This is a genomic window from Collinsella tanakaei (assembly GCF_030373545.1).
In the GTDB taxonomy this organism is placed as follows: Bacteria; Actinomycetota; Coriobacteriia; order Coriobacteriales; family Coriobacteriaceae; genus Collinsella; species Collinsella tanakaei_C.
In genome coordinates, this window is record NZ_JAUDCO010000003.1 from 1 (window position 1) to 22,349 (window position 22,349).

Consider the following 22,349-nt stretch of genomic DNA (forward strand, 5'->3'; position numbering starts at 1 on the left):
GGACCCGCGCTTCGCCGACGCGTTCTGGGAGGCCGTCGAGGAGCGCGGCGGGCTCAAGCGCTAGGCGGGAGCCTCCGCCCCGAAACGCTAGCTCTACCATAATCGTGCTGAAAAGGGCATGCGGTTACCCCGCATGCCCTTTTCTCAACTGCTGTTTTGCTATTTCTTATAAAAAGGCCTGAGCAATCCGCGCACTCCTGAGCTTGAAGCCGTCTTAATTCTCACTCCGACGCTCGGGCTGTACGCCTCAATAATCTTATTGCTTCCAATATAGATCTGGACATGGCCCGCGGAGCTAACGATATCTCCCGGCTGACGATTGGACCAGGATACCTTTTGAAAGCGCCCGTTTGTCCACATATAGTTTGCATACTGATCGTGGCCGGGCGTGTAGTAGTGATCCCATGGATTCATCGGTGAAAGATCCATGCCTGTTGCGTACAAAGCCTGCATAACCAGACCCGCGCAATCTACTCCAACACCCGGCGCGCATGAGTAGTCCCAGATGTAAGGCGTGTTGAGGTAATCCATCGAACGCGTGATCATCGCATTGACGCAATCTTGGCGCGTCGCCTTCCACCCAATTTTGGAAGATGTTGCGTAACCATGTATGCCTACACCTTGATTTTTAATCGATACCGATCGATTTGATACTTGATAATAATTAGATGGGTTCTGAAAACCCTTGTATGGATATTGGCTTGGCGTCAACGTGTATGCTTTGGCGATCCATTCAAGACTTTGCGAACCGTTGTCTTTCGCCAATACAATCTTAGTGCCGTTAGAAGATGCTCCCCCGCTACGGGATAGTACGTATCCCCCGCCCATAGCTGAAACCAGCTTAATGCCATTGCCAGACTTAACTGCAATCCATTTCTGGTTCCATCCCCCATTAGACGTGTACTGAATCAGGCGGGCGCCTACAGAATCCTTTCCCCCCTGGACATCGAGAACCTTACTCGAATAGACATTGGTAATAGTTATATAACCCTTAGAGTCATGGGTTATTTTCCATGCCTGATTGGGAGAGCCATCGTATGTCCACAGATTAACATTGGCACTGTTACTCGTTGAGGCTCCCTGGACATCCGCCACAGCAGAATCCTTATTCACCGACGCAAAGGTATAGGTCCCATCTTTCATGTCGTTAGCATGCTCATATGCAAGATCGTTAATCTCGCAACGGCGCGCGGAAACACTCTCGAATTGCCACAGCTGATTCTTGGCTGCATCCCCTTTAGAGTACATAATCGTCTCTGTTCCGTTTGTAGAACCCGCCCTTCGCACATCAAGGACAAGCGAATCATTCTCTGCAGATATAAGTTGGATATAGCCGGCGCACTTTAAGGCTATCCATTTTTGACTCCAGCCGCCATTCGAAGTCCTCTGCCGCATGCTAGTAGGACCAGAGGAATCTAAAACTTTCCCAGAAGAATAATTCACGAAAGTGATGTAGCCGTCTTCATCATGGGACACGGTCCATACCTGGTTGGTTCTGCCGCCATACTCCCATAGGTTAACCTTGGCACCGTCCGCCGACGACGCACCTTGGACATCAAGGCACAGAGATGTTGCATAAGAGGGCTTGATGGCATAATCACCATCTGCAAGAACGGCACGGTTGTTACTGGCAAGCTCATCAAGCCTGTCCCGCATCGTCATATCCGAATCAAAAAACCACCTTTGGTTCTTGCCGCCATTCGCTGGATACAGAGCAACCCATGTTCCGTTAGCAGTCGAACTGCGACTGGCATCGAGCACAAGAGAGGTATCTGCGGCAGAATACAAACTGTAAGAAGAGCCGCGCGGCACCACTATCCATCGCTGGAGCATATCCCCATCGCGATATGAAGTCTGAATTACACGAGCGTTCTTTTTCGCTTCACCCTTAACACTCAGGACAAGCCCTGAGTAGGCATTCTCGAGAATGACATAGCCTTCATGATCGTGGGTGACATTCCACACCTGATTGTCGCCCGCAGACTTACGTGTCCACAGATTCACGTAGGCGTTTTCAGAAACAGAAGCGCCTTGCACATCCAGCACGGAAGCTGAAGAATTGGAGACACGGATTGAATAGGATCCGTCAGGAATCACATCTTTATAGTTTTCAACCGGACCAATGCCACCATACTCGAGGTTCAAGTCAACGGCACCGGAAATGCCTGGCACAGATCCAATGCTTGTGCACTGCCAATGATCATAACGCTGCTCATACGTACACGACGTATAGTACTGAGCGACCCATTTGTTCCATCCCTCAAAGCAAGAATCGGTAAAGTAGGACTCCCACCAACTTAAACTTGAGTAGACTCCCGGCGTATATCCAGCTGCGGATATCTTGCCGCAGAACTCTTGGGCCATCTCTGCAAAACGCCCATCAATAGGACGATAGGTATTGTTGTCGTCCACTCCTGCCGGCACACCGTTTTTGTCTGCGTTCTCGATGTCGTAGTACACAGGATACGACAGATCCGATGGGGTAATTCCAACATCGGATAGCACCTCGAGAGCCCAATCGGCTTCGTCGCTCGCACTTTCTTCATCCCAAGCATAAGAATAAAGATATACGCCTATCGGAACGCCGGCATCAAGAGCCCCTCGCACGTTCGTTTCAAACGTCTTATCTAGGCCGCCCCAGCCCCATCCGATACGTATGATGGCATAGTCGACACCCGCATCTTTTACCTTTTGCCAATCAATCGTATAGTTGAACTCGGAAACATCGATACCGATGGCGGTCGCATCGCCCGCCTTAATTCCATTACTAAAGCTAAACGTACCGTCACTGTTCTTTTTCCAACTCACAAGACCTTCGCGAGCATAGTCGGAAATCAGCGCTCCATCGCTGTAACGCCAACTGTTGCCAGCAAACGTATCAAAGAAGGACTCACCATTCTTATCATCTTGAGCATCATCATTTGAAACATCGTTTTCGACAACGTCTGCTGATTGCTCGGCGGATTCGAGAAAACCACCTTGCAAATCATCCTGGTTATCGGAAGAGAGACCGTCAGAATTCGACATTTCGTCGCTGGAATCAATGTCGCCTGCGCCATCTGACTCCGTAACAGATAGCGAATCATCCTTATTACCATCAACAAGTACGGAATCGTCTGCATCGGATCCTAAATCATCTTCACTCGACAGAATCTCATCCTGCTGAAACTGATCACCCTGCACATTGGAATCGGCAACACTCTCCTGCGAGCTGTCAATAGCCCAGGCGAGACCTTGGGGATATGCCAACGTTATAGTAAGAACTCCCACAAGAGCGCGCTTGGCAAAAACTTTGAAGTCCATATCGATTAATCCCCGTTCATAATTTAAACCAATCGGTCATACCCAACGGTTTGTTGGACCTTTTTTGATAATAGTAAGGTATCTAGCTCGCACAATCACGCTTATGTACCATATAGTATACGGTTCTATCAGTTATAAAGCTTTTAATCCGAATAGTTCCTTCAAAGCCAATAGAAAGTCGAAAACGCGTTTTATAAAGATTCTGCAGTAAAAAACTTCATCGACTGTAAGAGTCTTTTCTTAGAATCACGGAAGTCTTCACAGGCATCCTCTATATCATCTTCGCGCAGACATTCATGCCCTTGATCAAGCAGGATCTTTGCATTGGAATTAGTTTTCTGCGCCATATGTACTCAGCTAGAATGCATATTAAAGATGGACATGTATAAGTGCTCAAAACGGACAGGCTAGACAGAATGTCTGATTTGGCAGGGACGATGATAGATTAAGTACTATTCTATATATCATTAATCACTCTACAGGTATCAGCTCGTAATATGTCATAACAACGTAGGCCACGTCCAATGCAAAAGATAATTCGTTCGCCGTTCCCCAATGCAAGAAAGCGGCAGACGAATTAATAAGAATACTCTGAGCGCAAGCCAAGTTAAATTATGTCGCCTCGTAGAAGTCGACCGCCTCGTCGATCGTGCCCTCAAACATCGTACGGCCGTGGTCGAGCACGATGCCACGCGTGCAGAACTTGCGGGCCTGGGCGGTGGAGTGCGTAACAAAGAGCACCGTCACGTTTTCATTGGCCATGATGTCGGACACGCGCTGCTGGCATTTTGCGGAAAACTTGCGATCGCCCACCGACAGAGCCTCGTCCACAACCAGGATGTCAGGCTTGATGGATGAGGCGAACGCAAAGCCAAGACGCGCGCGCATACCGCTCGAGTAGGTACGCATGGGCTGATCGATGTACTTGCCCAACTCGGAGAACTCCACGATCTGCGGGATGAGCTCCTTGGACTCCTCCTCGGACAGGCCCCACAGCTGGCAGCGCATCTGGACGTTCTCCATACCAGAGAGCCTCATGTCAAAGCCGGCGGAAAGCTCAAGCAGCGCCGAGACGCGACCGTGGACCTCGATGGTGCCGCTCGTGGGAAAGCACACTCCGGTGATCATCTTGAGTGCAGTGGACTTGCCGGCGCCGTTGTCGCCCAAGAAGGCAAGCGCCTCGCCGCGACCGCAGGTAAACGTCAAATCGTCGCTCGCGTTGATGGTGTCGTATTTGACGCGATCGGTAAACGAGGCAATCAGGCGCTGGCGATCGTTTTTGAACAGCTTGTACGTCTTGCGCACATGTTCAAAGCGAACAGCGACGGGATTGGTGCGGTCCTCGTCGCGAATGATCGTGGCCGATCCCAGATCGAGCGCGGTATCGCTGCGAACGCTAGAGGACATCGGGGACCTCCTTGGACAGGCGGCGGTAATTGCGCAGAGCGACAAGAACGACCACCAAAAAGACGATCAAAAACGGAATCAATTCATCTGGACGAGTCCAAAACCACTTCTTATAAATAAAGCAGCAGCGCACAGCTTCGGCACACCAAGCCACTGGATTAAAAGCCATGATGTGCTGCCCCAAAGGCGGCAGAGAAGATAGTTGGAAAAGAACGCCTGAAAGCCAAAAGAACGGTGTAGAAAGCGTCTTTACCAAGTTGGCAAAATCCTTCGAGATAGCCGAAAGCGGGGAAAGCGCAATGGACCAAGCGGTCCAAAATACAAACATGACCACCATGACAAGGGGAAGCTGCAGAATATAACGCGAGATATGGACACCGAGCAATACACAGATCAATGTCGTAATAGCCATCGTCGCAGCGAAAATGATTAACAGCGACAGCGTGTAAAACGTCGAGATCACCGAAAGAGGAAACTTGATGCGGTTGACAAGATAGGGGTAACGCCTATAGACGTCGCTTCCCGTATTGATAGCATCCGACATAAAGAACCAAGGGAAGACTCCGGCAGCAAGCCAGAGAAGAAAGGGCTCCCCGTTAATGGTGCTACCAGCCCTCATGCCGACAGACAACGTGAACCAGTAAACAAGGATGTACACCGTCGGCTTCGTGAAGAGCCATACCTTACCGAGCGCGGCGCCGCGATACGTTTTTACCAAATCGATTTTGGCAAGATCCCAGATCTGATGACGCCATTGCCAGTTTTCGGAAAGAATCTGCGCGAGAGTTTTAAACATCTTCGATTCCCACTCCAAAGAAACCAATCAAGTGCGAGAAGAATACCACGTTCGCAATGCTCAAGACCAACGTTTACTTAACCGACAAACACGCGCTCGAGCACGCGCTGCGCGGCATGCCCGTCATCCAGCGGACAGAACGTCGCGGCATAGCGATCGAAAGCTTCGCCGTACTGCTGCCAGTACGTATCGTCCAACCCCTTCACCTGCGCCACGAGCTCTTCGGTGGTGACGCACTGCGGACCAGGGACCTCGGCCATATCAAAATAGAAGCCTCTGATGTCGCCGGCATACCGCTCGTAGTCGGGCACGAACAGCAGGATGGGTCGGTGCAGAATGGCGTAGTCGAACATGACACTCGAGTAGTCGGTCACCAGCGCGTCGGCCGCGATGTACAGCTCGTTGATGTCCGGCGCGTCCGACACGTCGATCACGAAGCCCTCGTAGGCGCTGAAATCGAACGCATTGGCGATGTAGTAGTGCGGGCGGAACAGCACCACCCACTCGTCGCCCAGCTCGCGCCGCAGCTCGTCGAAATCGATGAGGTAGTCGAAGGTATACCCCACGCCCGCCTGATACGAGTCATCGCGCCAGGTAGGGGCATACAGCAGGGCCTTCTTGCCCTCGGGCACGCCGAGCTTCTCGCGCATGGCGCGCACGGTCTCCCCCGTATCATCCGCCGCCGCGCGCGCGATGTCGTCGTTGCGCGGGTAGCCGAGCTCCAGCACGGTCTGGGCACGGCGATCCTCGGGCAGGCCGAAGGCGCTCGCCAGGTGCTCGGAGGTATAGGGCGAGGGCGACAGCAGATAGGTCCACTTTCGCGCGTCCATACCGAAGCGCTCGGCGAGCTCGGAGGTGGTGTTCAGGGCGTTGGCGGTCTCGATCTGCACGTCGTAGCCCAGCCGCTTGAGCGGCGTGCCGTGCCAGCACTGCACGAAGACCTGGTCGGCCTTGGGTGTGACGTACTCGGGCAGGCGCGTGTTGAGAATCAGCGTGCCCGAGCTCGCCAGGGCCTCGAAATACTCCGCAGAGCCACGCTGCACCACGGTTGCGCGGGCCAGCGACGGGTTCTCCCGAGCCTCATCGGTGCGCTCCTGCCCCTTGAACGACCAGACGAACTCGTAGCCGGCAAAACGCTCGTCGTCGCACATGGCCAAAAAGAGGGCGCGCGGCGAGCACGAAAACGACCGGCCGCCAAACGACTCGAAGAACACGCGCTTGGGGTCGACGGCGATCTTCGCCGCCTGGGCATCGTACTTTTTCGCCTCGTGCTTCCAGTAGGTATGGCGCACCGCGAGACGCGTCTTGGGCATATAGCGCAACACGCCCAGGCCCGCCGAGCGCACCAGGCGCCGCACGTGTCCGATCGTCTTCATGCTCTGCCCGCCCTATGCCTTGTCCTTGTTTGCCAAACGGCCCTTGACCTCGGTCGTCGAGATGCCGTCCGTGCGGTCCAGGTACACGATGTCGCACTTGTCGCGCAGATACTCAAAGCGGTCGCTGCCCGCCCAGTCGCTGCCCATGCACATGATGTCCACGTGGTAGTCCTCGATGTCCTGAGCCTTCTGTTCCCAGCTATTCTCGGGAATGACCAGGTCCACGTAGCGGATGGCCTCGAGCATCTCCTTGCGGACCTCATAGGGATAGAAGCTCTTCTTGCCCTTGCCGGCGTTGAACTCGTCGGTCGAAAGCGCCACGATCAGGTAGTCGCCCAGCGCGGCGGCGCGCTGCAGCAGGCGGATATGGCCGTAGTGCAGCAGGTCGAACGTGCCGTAGGTGAGCACGCGGCGCACGCCGGTGTGATGGTCGGCAGCGTAGGCGGCGAAGTCATCAGACGTGCTGATCTCGACGCTCGAACCGCTGCGCTGCATGTTCTCATTTTCCATGGTTTAACTCCTTTGAATAGCTGTCTTGCGACTCATGGACAAAGTACGGGGAAATCATCGAACGAATCTTCTCGAGCGAGCGCGAAGGCTCCATCTCGGAGCGACCGTAATCCTCCATGAAGGCGTCAAACGACGTCATATCGTAGGTGCCGTGTGCGACATCGTCCTCGATGGCGCGGGCGACGGCATCGGCCGTCGTATAGGTGATGCTCGGCAGCTCGGCGAGCGGATCGATGTTGAGGCCCGGCGAGACGCGGTACTCGTCGATATCGGGCGTGAAGAACAGCACCCGCTTGTGGAGCAAGCCCGCCTCGAAGGCGACGGTGGAGTAGTCGGTCACGACGTAGTCGGCGAGCAGCAGCGCGTGGATAGTGCCGATCCCCGCGAGGCTGTAGACGCTGCAGCCCTCGCTGACGACACCCTTATCGTGCGGGGCCTGCGCCTCGATGGGATGGCCCGAGACGACGAGCCGCGCATCGGACGGAAGCGCCTGCGCCAGATCGCGCACGGCGCGCTCAAGCCACTGCGGGTCCTGGGGATTGCGGCGGAAGGTCGGGGCGTAGAGCACCACGGGGCTCGTCGCGTCTTCGCGATACCCCTGCTGCTTTAAGCGGCGCTCCACGCGATGCACGTAGCGCGTGCGCAGGTGCTCGTAGGAACGGCTGGTGAGGTAGTCCATGCGGGGCAGGCCGCAGGCGACGATCTTGTCCTCGGGATAGTTGAAGGCCTCGGCGTAGCAGGCGCGCGCCCCCGGGAACCCCGCGACGATGCAGTCGTACCCGCGGTGCATGCCCAGCACGTCTGCCGCGCGCGAAGAGCGGCCGTCGGGCGTATCGAGCGACTGGTAGCCGAACTTTTTGATAGCGCCCGGAGCATGCCACACCTGCACGCAGAACGCGCGGTGCATAGATGCCGGGATGGAGATGGCGGGCACGTAGCCGTCCACGAAGCACACGGAGGCCGTCGCGGCATGCCACAGCTGCGCCACCATGGTGCGCAGGCCGAAGCGCCCGCTTTTGGGCAGGCACGCCCACACAAACTTGACCTGCGGGTACAGGATCTGCAGGTAGGTCTCGAGCAAAAGGAAATCAAACGGGCGGGCCGACTGACGCGACAGGAAGACGACCTTGTTCTGCTGGGGGAAGAGCGTGAAGATCTTGAACACGATCTTCACGATCCATGCTACGAAGCGCATCGCTCCCCTCCCCGACAGCTGCGCGCGTCAGCGACATGGCGCGGCGCAATATCCCCATATCGAGGCGAAAGCTTAACATATTCTTTGCAAAGAGATGTGTTTGCGCAGTGCTGATTGGACACGTGCTTTACAAAAGCACGAACGAGGTCCGCGGGCGCCCGTGCCGAATGCCGCGGACGCGCACGCACTCATGGAAAACCTACGTTACTTTGCCCATACGTAAACTCCAATTTACTCCGCCGCGGCGAAAGCTCACCACACTCGCCGTATGGATACTTCGCTTCAGCAAAAGCTCGGGAACAACGTGCAGCAGGCACGCAAGCGCCTTGGATACAACAAGGTCGATTTCAGCCTGATGGCCCACATCAGCCGCCCGACGCTGGACGCCATCGAGGCCGGCAGGACCAACATCAAGCTCAATACGCTCAACCGCCTCGCCAACGCGCTCGACATGGAAGCTTGGGAGCTGCTTACCTAGGCTTTACACGCCCTTGCATAAGGAAACCTTAGGCTATCGTGCAGATACGATGCGCGCGCTGGCGCTGTGCTAGGATGCACGGTCAAAGCAACCGCACTTGTGCAAGGGGGCTGGTACGTGGATACGACCTCAACTCATCGCTTGACGTCCCACGCCAAGACCGAACTGCAAAAGGATGCCTACATCCTGCGGCAACTCGTCGGACGCGACTTCAAGCGCAAATACCGCCGCAGCGTCTTAGGAATCGTGTGGAGCGTGCTGAACCCCCTGCTCATGATGATCGTCATGGCGGTCGTGTTCTCCACGATCTTCGCCCAGGGGCGCAACGGCTCCATCACGCCCGAGCTCTACCCGCTCTACCTCATCGTCGGCAACGTGACCTTCGCCGTCATGTCGGACTCGACCTCGCAGGCGCTCATGTCCATCATCGACAACTCGTCCCTGCTCAAGAAGGTCAAGATCCACCGCTACGTGTTCCCCGTGCAGAAGATTCTGTTCTCGCTCGTGAACTTCGCGTTCTCGCTCGTCGCGGTGGCCATCGTCATGCTGTGGTTCCGCATCGTCCCCACCTGGCATCTCATATGGCTGCCCGTGGGCCTGATCCTGCTCATGCTGTTCTGCATGGGGCTCGGCCTTCTGCTCTCGGCGCTCACCGTGTTCTTCCGCGACATCATGCATCTGTGGAGCGTCGTGCTCACCGCATGGACCTATTTCACGCCCATCTTCTGGACCGACGACTACATCAAGATCATGCCGCATGCGCTGCAGGTGCTGATGTACGGCAACCCCATGTACAGCTACCTGAACTTCATGCGCCAGATTTTCCTGTGGCAGACGAGCCCCGAGCCCATGACGGTGGCCATGTGCGCTGGCTGGGCTGTCGTGATGCTCGTCCTGGGCTACGCCGTGTTCCACAGGCTCGAACACCGATTCATCCTTTATATCTAAGGCAGCTAAGGAATCCTTATGGCCGATATCGCACAGGTGGCAGACAACGACTACTCCATCGAGGTCGACGACGTCACCATGATCTTCAACATGGCGTCGGAGTCCCTCACCAACCTCAAGGAGTACTTCATCAAGCTCGTGCGGCACGAGCTGTTCTTCAAGGAGTTCCGCGCCCTGCGCAACATCTCGTTCAAGGTGCGCCGCGGCGAGGTCGTCGGCCTTGTGGGCACCAACGGCTCCGGCAAGTCGACCATGCTCAAGATCATCGCCGGCGTGCTCGAGCCCAGCGAGGGCACCTGCCGGGTACGCGGCAACATCGCGCCGCTTATCGAGCTGGGCGCGGGCTTTGACCCCGAGCTCACCGCGCGCGAGAACATCTACCTCAACGGGGCGCTCCTCGGCTACACCAAGGAGTTCATCGACGCCAACCTGCAGGGCATCATCGACTTTGCAGAACTCCATGATTTCATCGACATGCCGCTCAAGAATTTCTCCAGCGGCATGGTGGCGCGCATCGCGTTCGCCATCGCCACCATCACCGAGCCCGACATCCTCATCGTGGACGAGACCTTATCGGTGGGCGACGTGTTCTTCCAGCGTAAATGCGAGGAGCGCATCCGCCATTTCATCGAATCCGGCGACGTGACCGTGCTGTTCGTGTCGCATGATATCGAGCAGGTCGAGCGCATCTGCCAGCGTGCCATCTGGATCGAGAAGGGCGACCTGCGCATGGACGGTCCGGTTGGCGAGGTCTGCGAGGCGTACCGCAACCAGTTTCGGTAGGCGGCGCGCGGGGCGGCGCGAGCCGCAGGGTCGCCGACACTTGCCGTCGCGGGCGGCCCCTCGCCGCTCCCCCGCCTTCCGCTCCTCCGCGACCGGTTGGGCCGTTTGCCGATAGCCGCGCTGCCCTTCACCCCGTCTTGACACCATTGGGGCATACTGGAACACACCATTCACTCATATCGGTGTCGCTGCCGCGGATGCAACGGCGCGACAAGGAGGCCCGAGCATGATCGCTCCCGAACGTTCTGAGCAAACCCTCAAGTACCTCGACCTTCTCTCGGAGAAGTTCCCCAACCAGCAGTCGGTCTTCACCGAGATCATCAACCTGCAGGCCATCCTCAACCTACCCAAGGGCACCGAGCACTTCATGAGCGACCTGCACGGCGAGTACGAGGCCTTCCTGCACATCCTCAACAACTGCTCAGGCGTCATCCGCGAGCACGTGGACGAGGACTTCGGCGACACCCTCACCGATCAGCAGAAGGCCGACCTGTGCACCCTCATCTACTATCCGCGCGAGAAGATCGCCCTCGTGCGCGCGGCGCGCCAGGACTCCCCCAGCTGGTACAAGACCATGCTCGATAGGCTCATCACCGTCGCGCGCCGCCTGTCGAGCCGCTACACCCGCTCCAAGGTGCGCAAGGCCATCCCGCACGACTTCGCCTACATCATCGACGAGCTGCTCCACACGCATCCCGACGAGAACAACTACCGCGTGCGCTACCACGAGCGCATCATCGACTCCATCCTGGAGACCGACTCCACCGAGGACTTCATCTACTCGCTCGCCGAGCTCATCAAGGTGCTCGCCGTCGACCACATCCACCTGGTCGGCGACATCTTCGACCGCGGCGGCGGCGCGGCCAAGATCCTCGACCGCCTGCTGTGCTGCGTGCACCAGCGCACCGACATCCAGTGGGGCAACCACGACCTGCTGTGGATGGGCGCCGCCGCGGGCGAGCCCGCCTGCATCGTGACCGTGCTGCGCAACAACCTGCGCTACGACAACTACGAGATCCTCGAGAACGACTACGGCATCTCGCTGCGCGAGCTCGTGGCGTTTGCCGACCGCACCTACCGCGCGGGCGACAGCATCTCACCGCTCATCAAGGCCATCAACGTCATGCTGTTCAAGCTCGAGGGGCAGATCATCCTGCGCCATCCCGAGTTCGACATGGCCGACCGTCTGCTGCTCGAGAAGATCGACGTGAGCGACGGCACGGTGGAGATCGACGGTGTCAAGTACCCCATGCTCACCGACGACTTCCCCACCCTCGACCCCGAGCACCCCTACGAGCTCAGCGCTGACGAGCAGCGCATCATGGACAAGCTCGTGTACGAGTTCACCCACACCGACCACCTGCACCGCCATATCGACTACCTCTACCGCCACGGCTCCATGTATCTCGTGCGCAACGGCAACCTGCTGTTCCACGGCTGCATCCCCATGAATTCCGACGGAACGTTTGCCAGCATGAACTGCATGGGCACCTGGCGCGCGGGCCGCGACTACCTGGACTTCTGCGACGCCATCGCGCGGCGCGCGTGGCGCGAACACGACCAGGAGGCCCTCGACTGGATGTGGTATCTGTGGGTTGGCTACCGCTCGCCTGCCTCGGGGCGCATCGTCAAGACGTTCGAGCGCTCCTACATCGCCGACGAGTCGACATGGGATGAACCGATGGACCCCTACTTCGAGGTCACCAAGGAGATTCCCGCATGCGATGCCATCCTGCGCGAGTTCGGCCTCACTCCCGGATACGGCCATATCGTAAACGGCCACACACCGGTGAAAACCATCAAGGGCGAGTCGCCCATCCGCGCAGACGGCCGCCTACTCGTTATCGACGGCGGTTTCTGCCAGGCCTATCATCCCAAGACCGGCATCGCGGGATACACGCTGATCTCGAGTTCGCGCGGCATGCGCCTGAAGGCGCACGAAGCGTTTAAGAGCGTCGAGGAGGCGCTCGAACGCAACGCCGATATCCAGAGCGAAACGACTCGTTTTGACGTGCCCAAGCGTCGCCTCATGGTGTCCGACACCGATACCGGTGAGGACATCCGCAACCAGATCAACGATTTGCGCCAGCTTCTTGAGGCGTACCGCACCGGCCTGCTCCCCGAGCGCGCCTGCGAGTAGCTAGCCCTGCCCGGACGGCTTTACCTAGAGATTTCCTGTTGCGGCCCGCTTCATTGCGGGCCGCACGCTTGTACTGGGTATCCTATGTTCGGCGGCGCGAGGACGCGCCATGGCGGACGCTCCGATTGCCGTCGCATCATTTGCGCCCGTTGCCGGCTGCATCGATTGCCGGTTTGCCTTGATTTGTCGCGCGCTTGCCGCCGTCCGATTTGCGCTGCGGAAAGGATATGACCTCCCATGGAGAAGCTGCTTGCCCAGATCATGAAGTTTGGCGTGGTGGGCGTCATCGCGTTTTTCATCGACTACGGCGTTATGGTGCTTCTGACCGAGGTGTTCGGCGTGCCGCCGGTCGCCTCCGCCACCGTCTCGTTCATCGTGTCCGTCGTGTTCAACTATGCTGCGAGCATGCGCTACGTGTTCAGCCACCGCGAGGGCATGAGCCGCAGGCGCGAGTTCGTCATCTTCATCGTGCTGTCGGTCATCGGTTTGGGCATCAACGATGCGATCATGTGGGCGGGCACCGAGCTTGTCGCCATCGACTACCGCATCGTCAAGATTTTTGCCACCGCCGTGGTGATGGTCTGGAACTTCGTAACCCGCAAGGTGTTTCTGGACGGCGGGCAGGACGCCTAGGCTCGGCTTTTTGCGCTTGCCGCCATGCGGGCGCGCCCGCATGGCGGCGCCGCTTGGACGTGCGGAAATTTGCGCGCTGGCGCTGAGCGTGCGCCTGCGGCTTTGCGCACGGGCGCCGACCGTGCATCCCACGACCTCTCAGCCGACCCCAGCCGCGAAACGACCCCTCAAATGTGGATAGCCTCTGGTATCTAACTGGACTTTTTTCGGGCGCCCTTACATTTTGGCTTCGCTTGACCTAAAGTGGTCACACTTTATCGGCAGGTAGCGTCCTGCCGGAACCTAACGAAGGAGACCGCGTGCGCAGGGCACTCAACAATCCCATGACGAGGCAGTTCGCCAAGTTCGCCTTGGTGGGCTTTACGTCGCTTGCGGTCGACTATGTCTTGCTGGTCGCCCTCGTCGAGCTTTTCCACATCGACGTCCTCGTGGGAACGACCATTGCCTTCATCGCCTCGGTCGTCGTGAACTACCTGCTGAGCATGAAGTATGTCTTCGAGCGCCGCGACGACCTGTCGCGCAAGCGCGAGTTCACCATCTTCGCCGTGCTGTCCGCGATCGGTCTGGGCCTTACCGACCTGTTCATGTTCGTAGGCGTCGCGTTTTTGAGCATCGGCTACCAGGCCATGAAGCTCATCTCCACGTTCATGGTCACCTGGTACAACTTCTTCAGCCGCAGGCGCTTTCTGGACGGCGGCCACGCGTAGCGAAGAACGCGTCCGAACGCACCGAGAAGCGTTTGGCGTGGCTATTCGCGATTCGCGCGCTCAGCGCTGCCCCACGTACGTGCTACCTCCCGTACGCACCTCGTACACTAATTCGCGCCCTTGGCGTGCTCGCTGCCACATGTACGCACCTCGTACCGATTTGCGCCCTTGGCGTGCTCTGCGTCGCCTCCCCACGCGCCTGAGAATCGTTCGTATTCGGCGAAGTGGTCACGAGGACACGATTACCGTCAATCCGGTGCGCCTTGACGGCTTGGTCCGGCCCCCGAAAGGCCTCCGATTGCACCTCTCGGGCACTTTACGACCCGTTGTAACCCCTCGCAGCCCCTCATGAAGCCTTCTAAGACCCACATTTAGTCTGAACTCGGACTTTATATGGAGTTCGCGGCGCTTCACGGGATGCTGATACGACAGGAATCGTTCTCTCGTGACCACATTCGCGATCACGAGCGCGCCCGAAGGGGTCTAAGGCACTCAAATGACACCACAGCGAGGTGTCGGAAGCGCGTTGAAGGCACCCGGAAGGATAGACGCGAGGGCTTAAGGGTTTGCAGCGCCCGGAAAGCCAGCAGGCAACCCGAAAGGAAACAGCAGCGCCGCGCGATGCGCGGCGCTGCAAGATGCGAACCATCTATGGGATTGTTTTTCAGGGCAAAGCCAAGAACAGACTAGCCGGTGATGTAGAACCATTCCACCGAGTCGCCGTCGGACAGCACGTAGCTGCCGGAGCTCATGCCCGGGGTCACCCCGTTGACAGCGTAATTCCAGCCGCTGGCCTCACCGTATTCCATCTCGGCAAGACCGCCGATAGCGCTCACGTAGATGCCGAGCGCCGAGTTGCTTGCGTTGACCGAAAGGCCGCAGGCGCACAGTGCATCGTATGCGGTCGCACCCTCATCAAACGTGAAGGTTCCCCCACCGGAAACCTGACCGCCGACGGCGCTCGAGCTCACCGATACGCTCACGGTAACCGTATGGCGTTGCTCAGCCGGCGGCTCCTGCGGAGCGGGCGCCGACTGCTCAGGCGCCGTCTGGGTGGCGCCGCTCTGCTCGCTCTCATCGGAGCCGGCAGCGTCGCTATACGATACGGAGCCGCCTGCCCCCTCAACAGAACCGGACGCCTGTCCATCTGAAGCACCGGCAGAGTCAGCCGTCGTATCGGTCGCGTCATCGGCGGAGGATTCCTCGTCCTTCGCCTCTTCGGGCTCGTTCTCGTTCTTCTCGTCCTTCACCTCAGGCTTCTGCTGAGCAGAGCCCTGCTCAGCGTCATTCGATGAGGCCTCGGCTGTCGTCTGGAACAACCAGGACACCGACCAGCTCCCATGGGGACCAGGATGGATAAAGCCCAGTGACACGACGATGAGCGCAGCGCACAGCACGGCAAGGGCGCCGAGCACGATGGGTCGGCGCGAAGCCCCTGCACGGGCCCGACCTGATGGGGAACCCTCAGACGCAACCCGCAGGAAGTCATCAGGGTGGCTCTGGGAACCCTGCGCATCCTTTGCCGCATCGTCCGCAACGCGCACATCATCAGCTTGCTTGATCTTACGATCGTCCATGATGGCTTACCCCTCCTTCCCGTACCGGGAGCGTCCAAAGGCAAGGTACGCACCGATGGCAATCAAGCCGGCCGCACCGGCGGCAACGCCGGCGTATGCCCAGGTGTTGGTCGCAAGCTCGGCCGCATGCCCAGCGCTGTCCGAGACGCCTCCGGCAGCGGTTGCCACCGTGCGGTCACCAACTGCGCCCGCAGCTTCGGCGGACGTCCCCGCCTGGGCCGCGTCGCTTGCCACCTGGCTTTGCGAGCGCGCCGCGTTCCCGTCCGCAAGCGGAGCGTGCGCGGCCGCGACCGTACCGGCCGCCAGCGGTCGAGCACCCGGGGCCACCGTACCCGCAGACGCACTCGGGCCCTGGGGCGCTGTGGGCTGCTGCGAGCCCGTGCCGGAGCCGGTCCCTGTCGATCCCGAGCCGCCGCCGGTCTGGCCACCGCCGAGCGCGACCCACTTGGCATACAGGGTCATATCGCCCGTCACCGGATCATCGAAGTCCCAGGCGACGGTACCGTCAGCGTCGACGTACCAGCCGGCAAATCTATAGCCTGCGCGCACAGGATCGGCGGGCTTCACGAGCTTTCCGCCTTGGACGGGACGGGCGCCGGACACCTCGCTTCCGCCCTGGCTATCGAAACGAACCGTATAGCCTGCAGCGGCGCTCAGGCAGAACAGATGCCCGGAGTCGTTCGTGTAGTACAGGTTTCCGTCAGCGTCCGCGATCACGCTGGCCGTGCAGTAGTTCTGCTGGTCTTCGCCTGGCGTGTAGATGAGCTCCACCGCGCCGGTGCTCGCCGCGTATCGGTAGACGCCGCCCGGCTTGCTGTTGCTCGTAAAGTACACGTAGGTGTCGTCGCCCTGCACCGATACGAGCGGCGAGGACTTGACCTCGCCGGAGCTCTCGGTGCGATAGCTGCCCGCAACCTCCATGGTCGCCAGGTCGATCGCGACGAGCACGCCGTGGTACTCGGCGTCGATACCGCCCACATACGCCACGCCATCCGCCACCGCCGGCGTGGAGGTCGAGGACGAGGCGAACGCCACGCTGCCCGCAACGCGCAGGGTGTCCCCTTCGCGCACAATCTTGAACAGGGTCGCAGGCCCGCGGCCCACGGCGAGATACACCGGGTTGCCGTCTTCGGTACCGGCGGAGACGATCGTCGAGCGGCAGGCCATGCCGATGTACGCGCTCGAGACGACCTCACCCGTGGCGGCATCGATCAGCTGCACGCGGCCGGCCTCGTCGCCGATGATGATCTCGTCGCCCGAGGCGCACGCGCCTGCCCAGTAGTAGCCGGCACCGGCGTCGCCCTCGCCCGCAACGGTGATGTTTTGCCACATGACGCGACCGTCGGATATGCGCACGCAGACGAGGGCGCCCGCACGCGCGTTGCCCGTGGCGCCCGCGCCGGACTCAAAGCCCGCGATGACGCAGCCGTTCGTGACGGTAAGCGTCGAGTTGGCCTGGTAGCGACCACCGTTCGCAGGGGCCTCGAGCACCGGTGTGCGCCAGACACGGGTGAGGGTATCCGCCGTGAACGCGGAAAGCGATCCGTCGTCCGAGGGAACGATGATCAGGCCGTCCGCGTACACCGGGCGCGAGAAATACGACGTCCTGCCGCCGGTCGTCACGCGCTTCTCGATGGCGCCTGTCTGGGCGTTGACCTTGATGAGCTCGGTCGACGATGTCACGAAGATGCTGCCGCCCGCGATGATGGGATCGCCGGCGGAGATGTACTGCGTGCCCTCGGGGCGAAGGTCGATCGCCCACTTCTCGTTCGCCGCCTCGCTGGGCGTCGGGACGTTTACGAGCGTCGTGCCGCCCGCGTTGCCGAATCCGACCCAGGACGCATCGTAGTCGGGGCGCTCGGCATCCGGGTCGATGGGCAGTTCGTCGGGGTCGGGCTGCTCGTCACCGTAGGCGGCGTACCCCCATACGATGCTGTCGCCCTCCTCGAGCACCACGCTGCCGGCACCGAGCTCGGAGCTCACGCCGTTCACATACAGCTGCCAATAGGCACCGGTATCGGCGTCGTAGCCAAGCGACTCCCCGGTAAACGGCGAGGTGATGGCATTGAGGAACCATCCCCACTCGCCCACGCCGCAATCCGCCGCAAGACCGGCATGCTCGAGGGCGAGCTCGGTCAGGTCCGCCGCGGTGGCGCCTTGCTCGAGCGTCAGCTCGGAGGCGTCGGCCCACCAGACGGCGTTGCCGTTCGCATCGGGACCGGCGATGGCGATCGTCGCCGTGACCTCGTCGGCCGGCTCCTCGGGCGCCTCCTCGGGAAGCTCGTCGCCGAAGGCGGAGTAGTACAGCGCGATGCGGTCGCCCTTGGCAAGCTCGATCTGGCCTGCGCCAAGCTCAGCGGCCTTGCCGTTCACGAACAGCTGCCAGTACCTGCCCGTCGCCTCGTCCCAACCGATCTGGGTTCCCGGGTCATACGGAGCCGCGATCGAGGACAGATACCAGCTCTCCCCCTCGCCCGAAACGACAGCGAAAAGGCCGGCGTCGGCAAGCTGGCGCTCAAGCAGGTCGGCGGCCGTGGAGCCCTCGTCCATCTCGTAGGACGTCGACGCGGCCCACACCTGCTCCTCGCCTGCGGCATCGATGCCGATGATGGTCGAGGAGACGTTGACGGTGGCCGCGCGTTCATCGGCGTCGCTTCCGTCCTTGGGGGTCTCGGGGTCATCGCTTGCCTGCAGGCCGTTGGATATGTTGCCGGCACCGTTCGGCTGCGTGTCGGCGGATGTCTGGGAGCCATCGGGCTCGCCGGGCAGCGTGTCGCCGTCGCCCGGCATCTCACCTGTACCGCTTGAGGGCTGGTCGGCGCCGGAATCGGTCACGCCGCCCGAGGACAGGTCGCCCGTGCCAGACTGCACCGAATCGCCCGCTGTGGATCCGGCGCCCGAATCGCCCGCGGACGAGGTCGAGCCCGAATCCGAACCCGCACCCGTATCCGCCGCGGAGCCCGACTCGCCATCCGAGGCGCCCGCACCCGCTCCGTCGGCACCATCGCCAAGCGAGCCGCCCGTTCCATCGGCTGCGCCCTGCCCGGTCGCAGCGTCCTCGAGAACCGCAGCGGAACCGGCATCCTGGGCCCATGCCGCAGCGGGAAGCTGGCCTGTCGCAAGCGATGCGGCAAGCAGCGCAACGAGCATCTTGTGTGTCATGGTCTTGGCGCATCGCACCAGCGCAATCGGTCGCCTTGCGTCCATCTGACGAAGCGCGTCCTTGCGTACCCTCATATCGGGTCCTTTCTATCCAGGGCCGCCGCCGAGGCACGCATCCGGGAGAACCGAATGCCCCTGTGCGCTCGACAAGTAGATGGGAAGAGATCCGACTTGACGTCAACCGACCACGCACGCCGCCCGATCTGCAGCGCGTTGCTCGCGGCCGTCCGAATTACGGTTACTGGTACAGCCGGGGACTTTCACCCCGATTCCCTTAGCGCGCCGCTCCATGGGCGCGCTCGTGCGTCTCCGCACCACCATCTTGGCCATATTGGTTCGCCCATCGTAGCACAACGGTTCGGGTACGCTGCGCTCCGGAAGGCCAGGTGGGCGCCGAGGACTCGCAAACGACGGAAGCGCAAGGCCGTTCGGCGGCGTCGGATTCCGCCAACGGTCCCGAAACTCCAAAGATTCTCGACAACTATCCTTCGTGCCAGCTCACGACCAGCTCAAAGCCGAGCCGGTAAAATCCTAAACCTTCAACTTGACCCTTAAGGAAGCCTAAGGTTCAAGTTGAGGTCTAAGCATGCTCTATAATCAGTCGCGAAAAGCTAGGGGGTTTCGGATGAAAGGACCGCGCATGCAGACGAGCCGTTCTCGCATCGCCTTTCTGACGCGTAAGCCCGCCCGTGCGCTCACCTGCGCCGCGCTTGCTGTCGCGTTCACCACCGCGCCCGTCGTCCTCCCCTCCTCCGCTTTCGCCGTCTCCGCCGAGACCCAAACGCAGCTTACCGAAACCCAGGAGCAGGTGGAGAAGGCAACAGCGACCTACGAGGAGGCCCAGGAGAAACTCGAGGGGCTGCAGGCACTCATCGACCAGAACACCGAGGACATCACCGAGATCGAGGCGCAGCTCCCCGGTCAGCGCGCCAAGGCCGCCGAGGCCATGCGCGTCCAGTACAAGTACCACAAGAACACCAACACGCTGCTGTCCGTCGTGCTCGGGACGTCCTCGATCAACGATGCCATCTCCACGGCGGCGTATCTGGAGGAGATCCAGGAGTCCAACAACGCCGAGATCGAGCGTCTGGACGAGATGGAGGCAGAGCTCGAGACCAAGCGCGTCGAGCTCGAGCAGGCCAAGACCCAGGCAAAGGCCGAGGAGAAGAAGGCCAAAGACGCCCTCGCCGAGGCCCAGCGCCTGCGCACCGAGGCGCAGGAAAAGGCCGAGCGCGAGGCCGCCGAGGAGCTCGCGCGCCTGGCCGCGGCAGCCAAGGACGATAGCGACGGCGACGCCGATCAGGCGGACCAGACCGTCACCGCTTCCGTGGCGAGCGGTGCGGTCAACTGGAACGTCACGCGCGAGGAGTTCGTCTCCGAGTGGACGGCGCGCATCGACGCCTATCTTGCAGGTAGCCCGCTTGCCGGCTACGGCAGCACATTTGCCAACGCGGCGTGGGACAACGGCGTGGATCCGCGCTGGTCGCCCGCCATCTCGTGCATCGAGAGCACCAAGGGAACGTATTGCTTCCGCGACTACAACGCGTGGGGCTGGATGACCAGCACGCAGTTCAGCAGCTGGGAGGAGTCCATCACCGCGCACGTGGCGTTCCTGGGCAGCTGCTACGGCCCGACGCTCACCCCGTCGCTTGCGCAGAAGTACTGCCCGCCCACCTGGCAGGAGTGGTACAGCAACGTCGCCGGGCAGATGAACATCATCTAGCGGGTTTACGTTTACGCAGGCAGTTGGCTTGCAGCAGTCCCCATCGACGCTCATAGGTCGCTCGGGTGTTCGCCCGGGCGACCTTATTCTATGACGGGATTACCGCTCGTCTGCAGATCGCCCTACGGCCTTACGTCGCGCCGACGCCGATGGCTAGGCCTACGATCACGGTGAACAGATAGCTCCACACCAGGATTCCCAGGCAGACGGCGAGTTCCAACTTGCGCGGGACACGCCCCAGGGGCTTGATCCACGAGCGCAGACGCCGCTTGTCGAGCATCAGATAGCCGATGGCGGCAAACCCCACGCCGAAGCACAGGACATACTCGAGCACCAAGAACCAAAACGGGTAGTCGGCATATTCCGGCGCCGGCGAGGAGAGCTGTTCGACGCAGGTCGCGATGACGGCGGCATAGGTGAGCAGCACGAAGATGTTCCAGACATCGCCGATGGGACGCGGAATCGAGATGCGTTTGTACCAGCGCGGGCGCGAGACGCCCCGCTTGGCGCCCTCCTGGGCCGCCGCGGGCGACCGACCGTGCGAAACAGACGGGTGAACCGACGCGTCGCGAGCGGCTGGGCTCAAAGGGGCGGCGGGCGCAACCGCCGAAGCGCGCGAAGAGGCGGCTGCCGATGGGGCGACGGCAGGAACAGCTGCCGGCACGGCAGGCGCGGCAGGCACGGCAGGTGCGGCGGCAGCGGAGGAAACCGCAGGCGCCATCGCCTCTGCCGCCGGAGCGGCGCGCACATCGATGAGTGCGGCCTTGAGCTCGCCTGCGCTCCGAAAGCGTGCATCGGGATCGAACGCGGTCGCGTGCGCAATCACCGCCGCAAGGGCGCCATCGACGCCCGTGCACACGAGCGCGTCGGCGTCGGTCGACACAGACGGCTCGGCTCCCGTCGCGCAGAACGCCAGCAGCTTTCCCAAAGCGTAGACGTCGCTGCGGACATCGGTCTGGCCAAAGCCGAACTGCTCGGGCGGCGCATAGGACCTTGTCCCAAAATGCACCGTGTCGACCGCGGCACCCTCGGTCCAGGTGCGCGCGATGCCGAAGTCGATGATCACCGGCTCGCCATCGCCCACGATGATGTTGGATGGCTTGAGGTCACGGTGGATGAGCGGCGGGTCGAATCGGATGTGCAAATCCGATACGGCATCGCATAGCTTGATGCCCATCTCGCACGCAAGCGCGCTCGAATGCCCCTGCCGCGCAACGAATGCCTCGAGCGTGGGCCCCTCGATATACTCCATGACGACAGTCAGCGCATCTCCGCACCGCGTGCACTCGACGATGCGCGGGACCGACCGGGACCGATTACCACGCCGCTGTATCTCCCAAAGCCGCTCATAGACGGAGCCGACACCCGCCGAGCAGTCGATGCGCTTGCGGACGAACGGACCGAGCTCGCCGCCGCCTGCGCCGACGAAGTACACGACCTCGGTCGTCTCGAACGGCGAGCTCTTCATAACGCGCTCGACGCGCCAGCTGCCCGCACGGTCAACCGCGGACAGAAACGCGTCGAGTCCCGACGAGAGCGCTGCATCCCCGTCGCTATGTCGCAAGGTATCGGTATCCATGCCCGCTATCTTACCAGCGCGCGCGGACATGC

The 22,349-nt window shown here is 60.5% G+C and carries 16 protein-coding genes and 1 riboswitch; of the genes, 7 read left to right on the forward strand and 9 right to left on the reverse strand.

Features of this window, described 5'->3' with window-relative positions; all coding sequences use genetic code 11:
* Positions 1–159: 159 nt before the first annotated feature.
* The 6 genes from QUW00_RS02870 to QUW00_RS02895 all read right to left on the reverse strand — a co-directional run bounded on the left by QUW00_RS02870 (position 160) and on the right by QUW00_RS02895 (position 8,587).
* Entirely contained in the window at positions 160–3,303 is a 3,144-nt protein-coding gene (locus QUW00_RS02870; RefSeq protein WP_289612892.1) for an RICIN domain-containing protein, read from the reverse strand.
* Between the two features lie 612 nt (positions 3,304–3,915).
* Positions 3,916–4,710, reverse strand: coding sequence for an ABC transporter ATP-binding protein (locus QUW00_RS02875; protein WP_289612893.1), 795 nt, complete (start codon positions 4,708–4,710; stop codon positions 3,916–3,918).
* The gene (locus QUW00_RS02880; protein ID WP_289612894.1) at positions 4,700–5,506 is read right to left on the reverse strand and encodes an ABC transporter permease; all 807 of its coding nucleotides are present in this window, start codon (positions 5,504–5,506) and stop codon (positions 4,700–4,702) included. Before QUW00_RS02880 ends, QUW00_RS02875 begins: the two co-directional genes overlap by 11 nt.
* Before the next feature lie 77 nt (positions 5,507–5,583).
* Positions 5,584–6,882, reverse strand: a complete 1,299-nt coding sequence (locus tag QUW00_RS02885; protein WP_289612895.1) for a CDP-glycerol glycerophosphotransferase family protein — start codon at positions 6,880–6,882, stop codon at positions 5,584–5,586.
* Positions 6,883–6,894: 12 nt separating this feature from the next.
* Positions 6,895–7,392, reverse strand: coding sequence for a glycerol-3-phosphate cytidylyltransferase (tagD, locus tag QUW00_RS02890; RefSeq protein ID WP_354003402.1), 498 nt, complete (start codon positions 7,390–7,392; stop codon positions 6,895–6,897).
* Positions 7,382–8,587 (reverse strand): CDP-glycerol glycerophosphotransferase family protein, encoded by a 1,206-nt coding sequence (locus tag QUW00_RS02895; protein ID WP_289612896.1) that lies wholly within the window; start codon positions 8,585–8,587, stop codon positions 7,382–7,384. Before QUW00_RS02895 ends, tagD begins: the two co-directional genes overlap by 11 nt.
* 304 nt (positions 8,588–8,891) lie before the next feature.
* On the opposite strand from QUW00_RS02895, the gene QUW00_RS02900 reads away from it, so the two are divergent.
* The 6 genes from QUW00_RS02900 (at position 8,892) to QUW00_RS02925 (ending at position 14,276) form a co-directional block, all read left to right on the forward strand.
* A complete protein-coding gene (locus tag QUW00_RS02900; protein ID WP_289612897.1) occupies positions 8,892–9,065 on the forward strand; it encodes a helix-turn-helix domain-containing protein in 174 nt (57 codons plus the stop codon).
* A 117-nt stretch (positions 9,066–9,182) separates the two neighbouring features.
* Positions 9,183–10,013, forward strand: a complete 831-nt coding sequence (locus QUW00_RS02905; protein WP_289612898.1) for an ABC transporter permease — start codon at positions 9,183–9,185, stop codon at positions 10,011–10,013.
* A gap of 18 nt (positions 10,014–10,031) precedes the next feature.
* Positions 10,032–10,796, forward strand: coding sequence for an ABC transporter ATP-binding protein (locus QUW00_RS02910; protein ID WP_289612899.1), 765 nt, complete (start codon positions 10,032–10,034; stop codon positions 10,794–10,796).
* 226 nt (positions 10,797–11,022) lie between these two features.
* A complete protein-coding gene (locus QUW00_RS02915; protein WP_289612900.1) occupies positions 11,023–12,936 on the forward strand; it encodes a fructose-1,6-bisphosphatase in 1,914 nt (637 codons plus the stop codon).
* A 237-nt stretch (positions 12,937–13,173) separates the two neighbouring features.
* On the forward strand, positions 13,174–13,569 hold the full coding sequence (locus QUW00_RS02920; RefSeq protein WP_289612901.1) for a GtrA family protein: 396 nt from the start codon (positions 13,174–13,176) through the stop codon (positions 13,567–13,569).
* Between the two features lie 299 nt (positions 13,570–13,868).
* Complete coding sequence (locus tag QUW00_RS02925) at positions 13,869–14,276, forward strand: GtrA family protein (protein WP_289612902.1); 408 nt, start codon at positions 13,869–13,871, stop codon at positions 14,274–14,276.
* A gap of 686 nt (positions 14,277–14,962) precedes the next feature.
* Here QUW00_RS02925 and QUW00_RS02930 read toward each other — a convergent pair.
* Together QUW00_RS02930 and QUW00_RS02935 are read right to left on the reverse strand one after the other, a co-directional pair.
* Positions 14,963–15,853, reverse strand: a complete 891-nt coding sequence (locus tag QUW00_RS02930) for a DUF4430 domain-containing protein (protein WP_289612903.1) — start codon at positions 15,851–15,853, stop codon at positions 14,963–14,965.
* Between the two features lie 6 nt (positions 15,854–15,859).
* The gene (locus QUW00_RS02935) at positions 15,860–19,090 is read right to left on the reverse strand and encodes a DUF4430 domain-containing protein (protein WP_289612904.1); all 3,231 of its coding nucleotides are present in this window, start codon (positions 19,088–19,090) and stop codon (positions 15,860–15,862) included.
* Between the two features lie 140 nt (positions 19,091–19,230).
* A riboswitch (adenosylcobalamin-variant (AdoCbl-variant) riboswitch) is annotated at positions 19,231–19,298 on the reverse strand.
* 357 nt (positions 19,299–19,655) lie between these two features.
* On the opposite strand from QUW00_RS02935, the gene QUW00_RS02940 reads away from it, so the two are divergent.
* The gene (locus QUW00_RS02940) at positions 19,656–20,738 is read left to right on the forward strand and encodes a coiled-coil domain-containing protein (protein WP_289612905.1); all 1,083 of its coding nucleotides are present in this window, start codon (positions 19,656–19,658) and stop codon (positions 20,736–20,738) included.
* A 130-nt stretch (positions 20,739–20,868) separates the two neighbouring features.
* On the opposite strand, the gene QUW00_RS02945 is transcribed toward QUW00_RS02940, so the two are convergent.
* Positions 20,869–22,317: a serine/threonine protein kinase gene (locus QUW00_RS02945; protein WP_289612906.1), complete on the reverse strand. Its 1,449-nt coding sequence runs from the start codon at positions 22,315–22,317 to the stop codon at positions 20,869–20,871.
* Between the last annotated feature and the right edge of the window lie 32 nt (positions 22,318–22,349).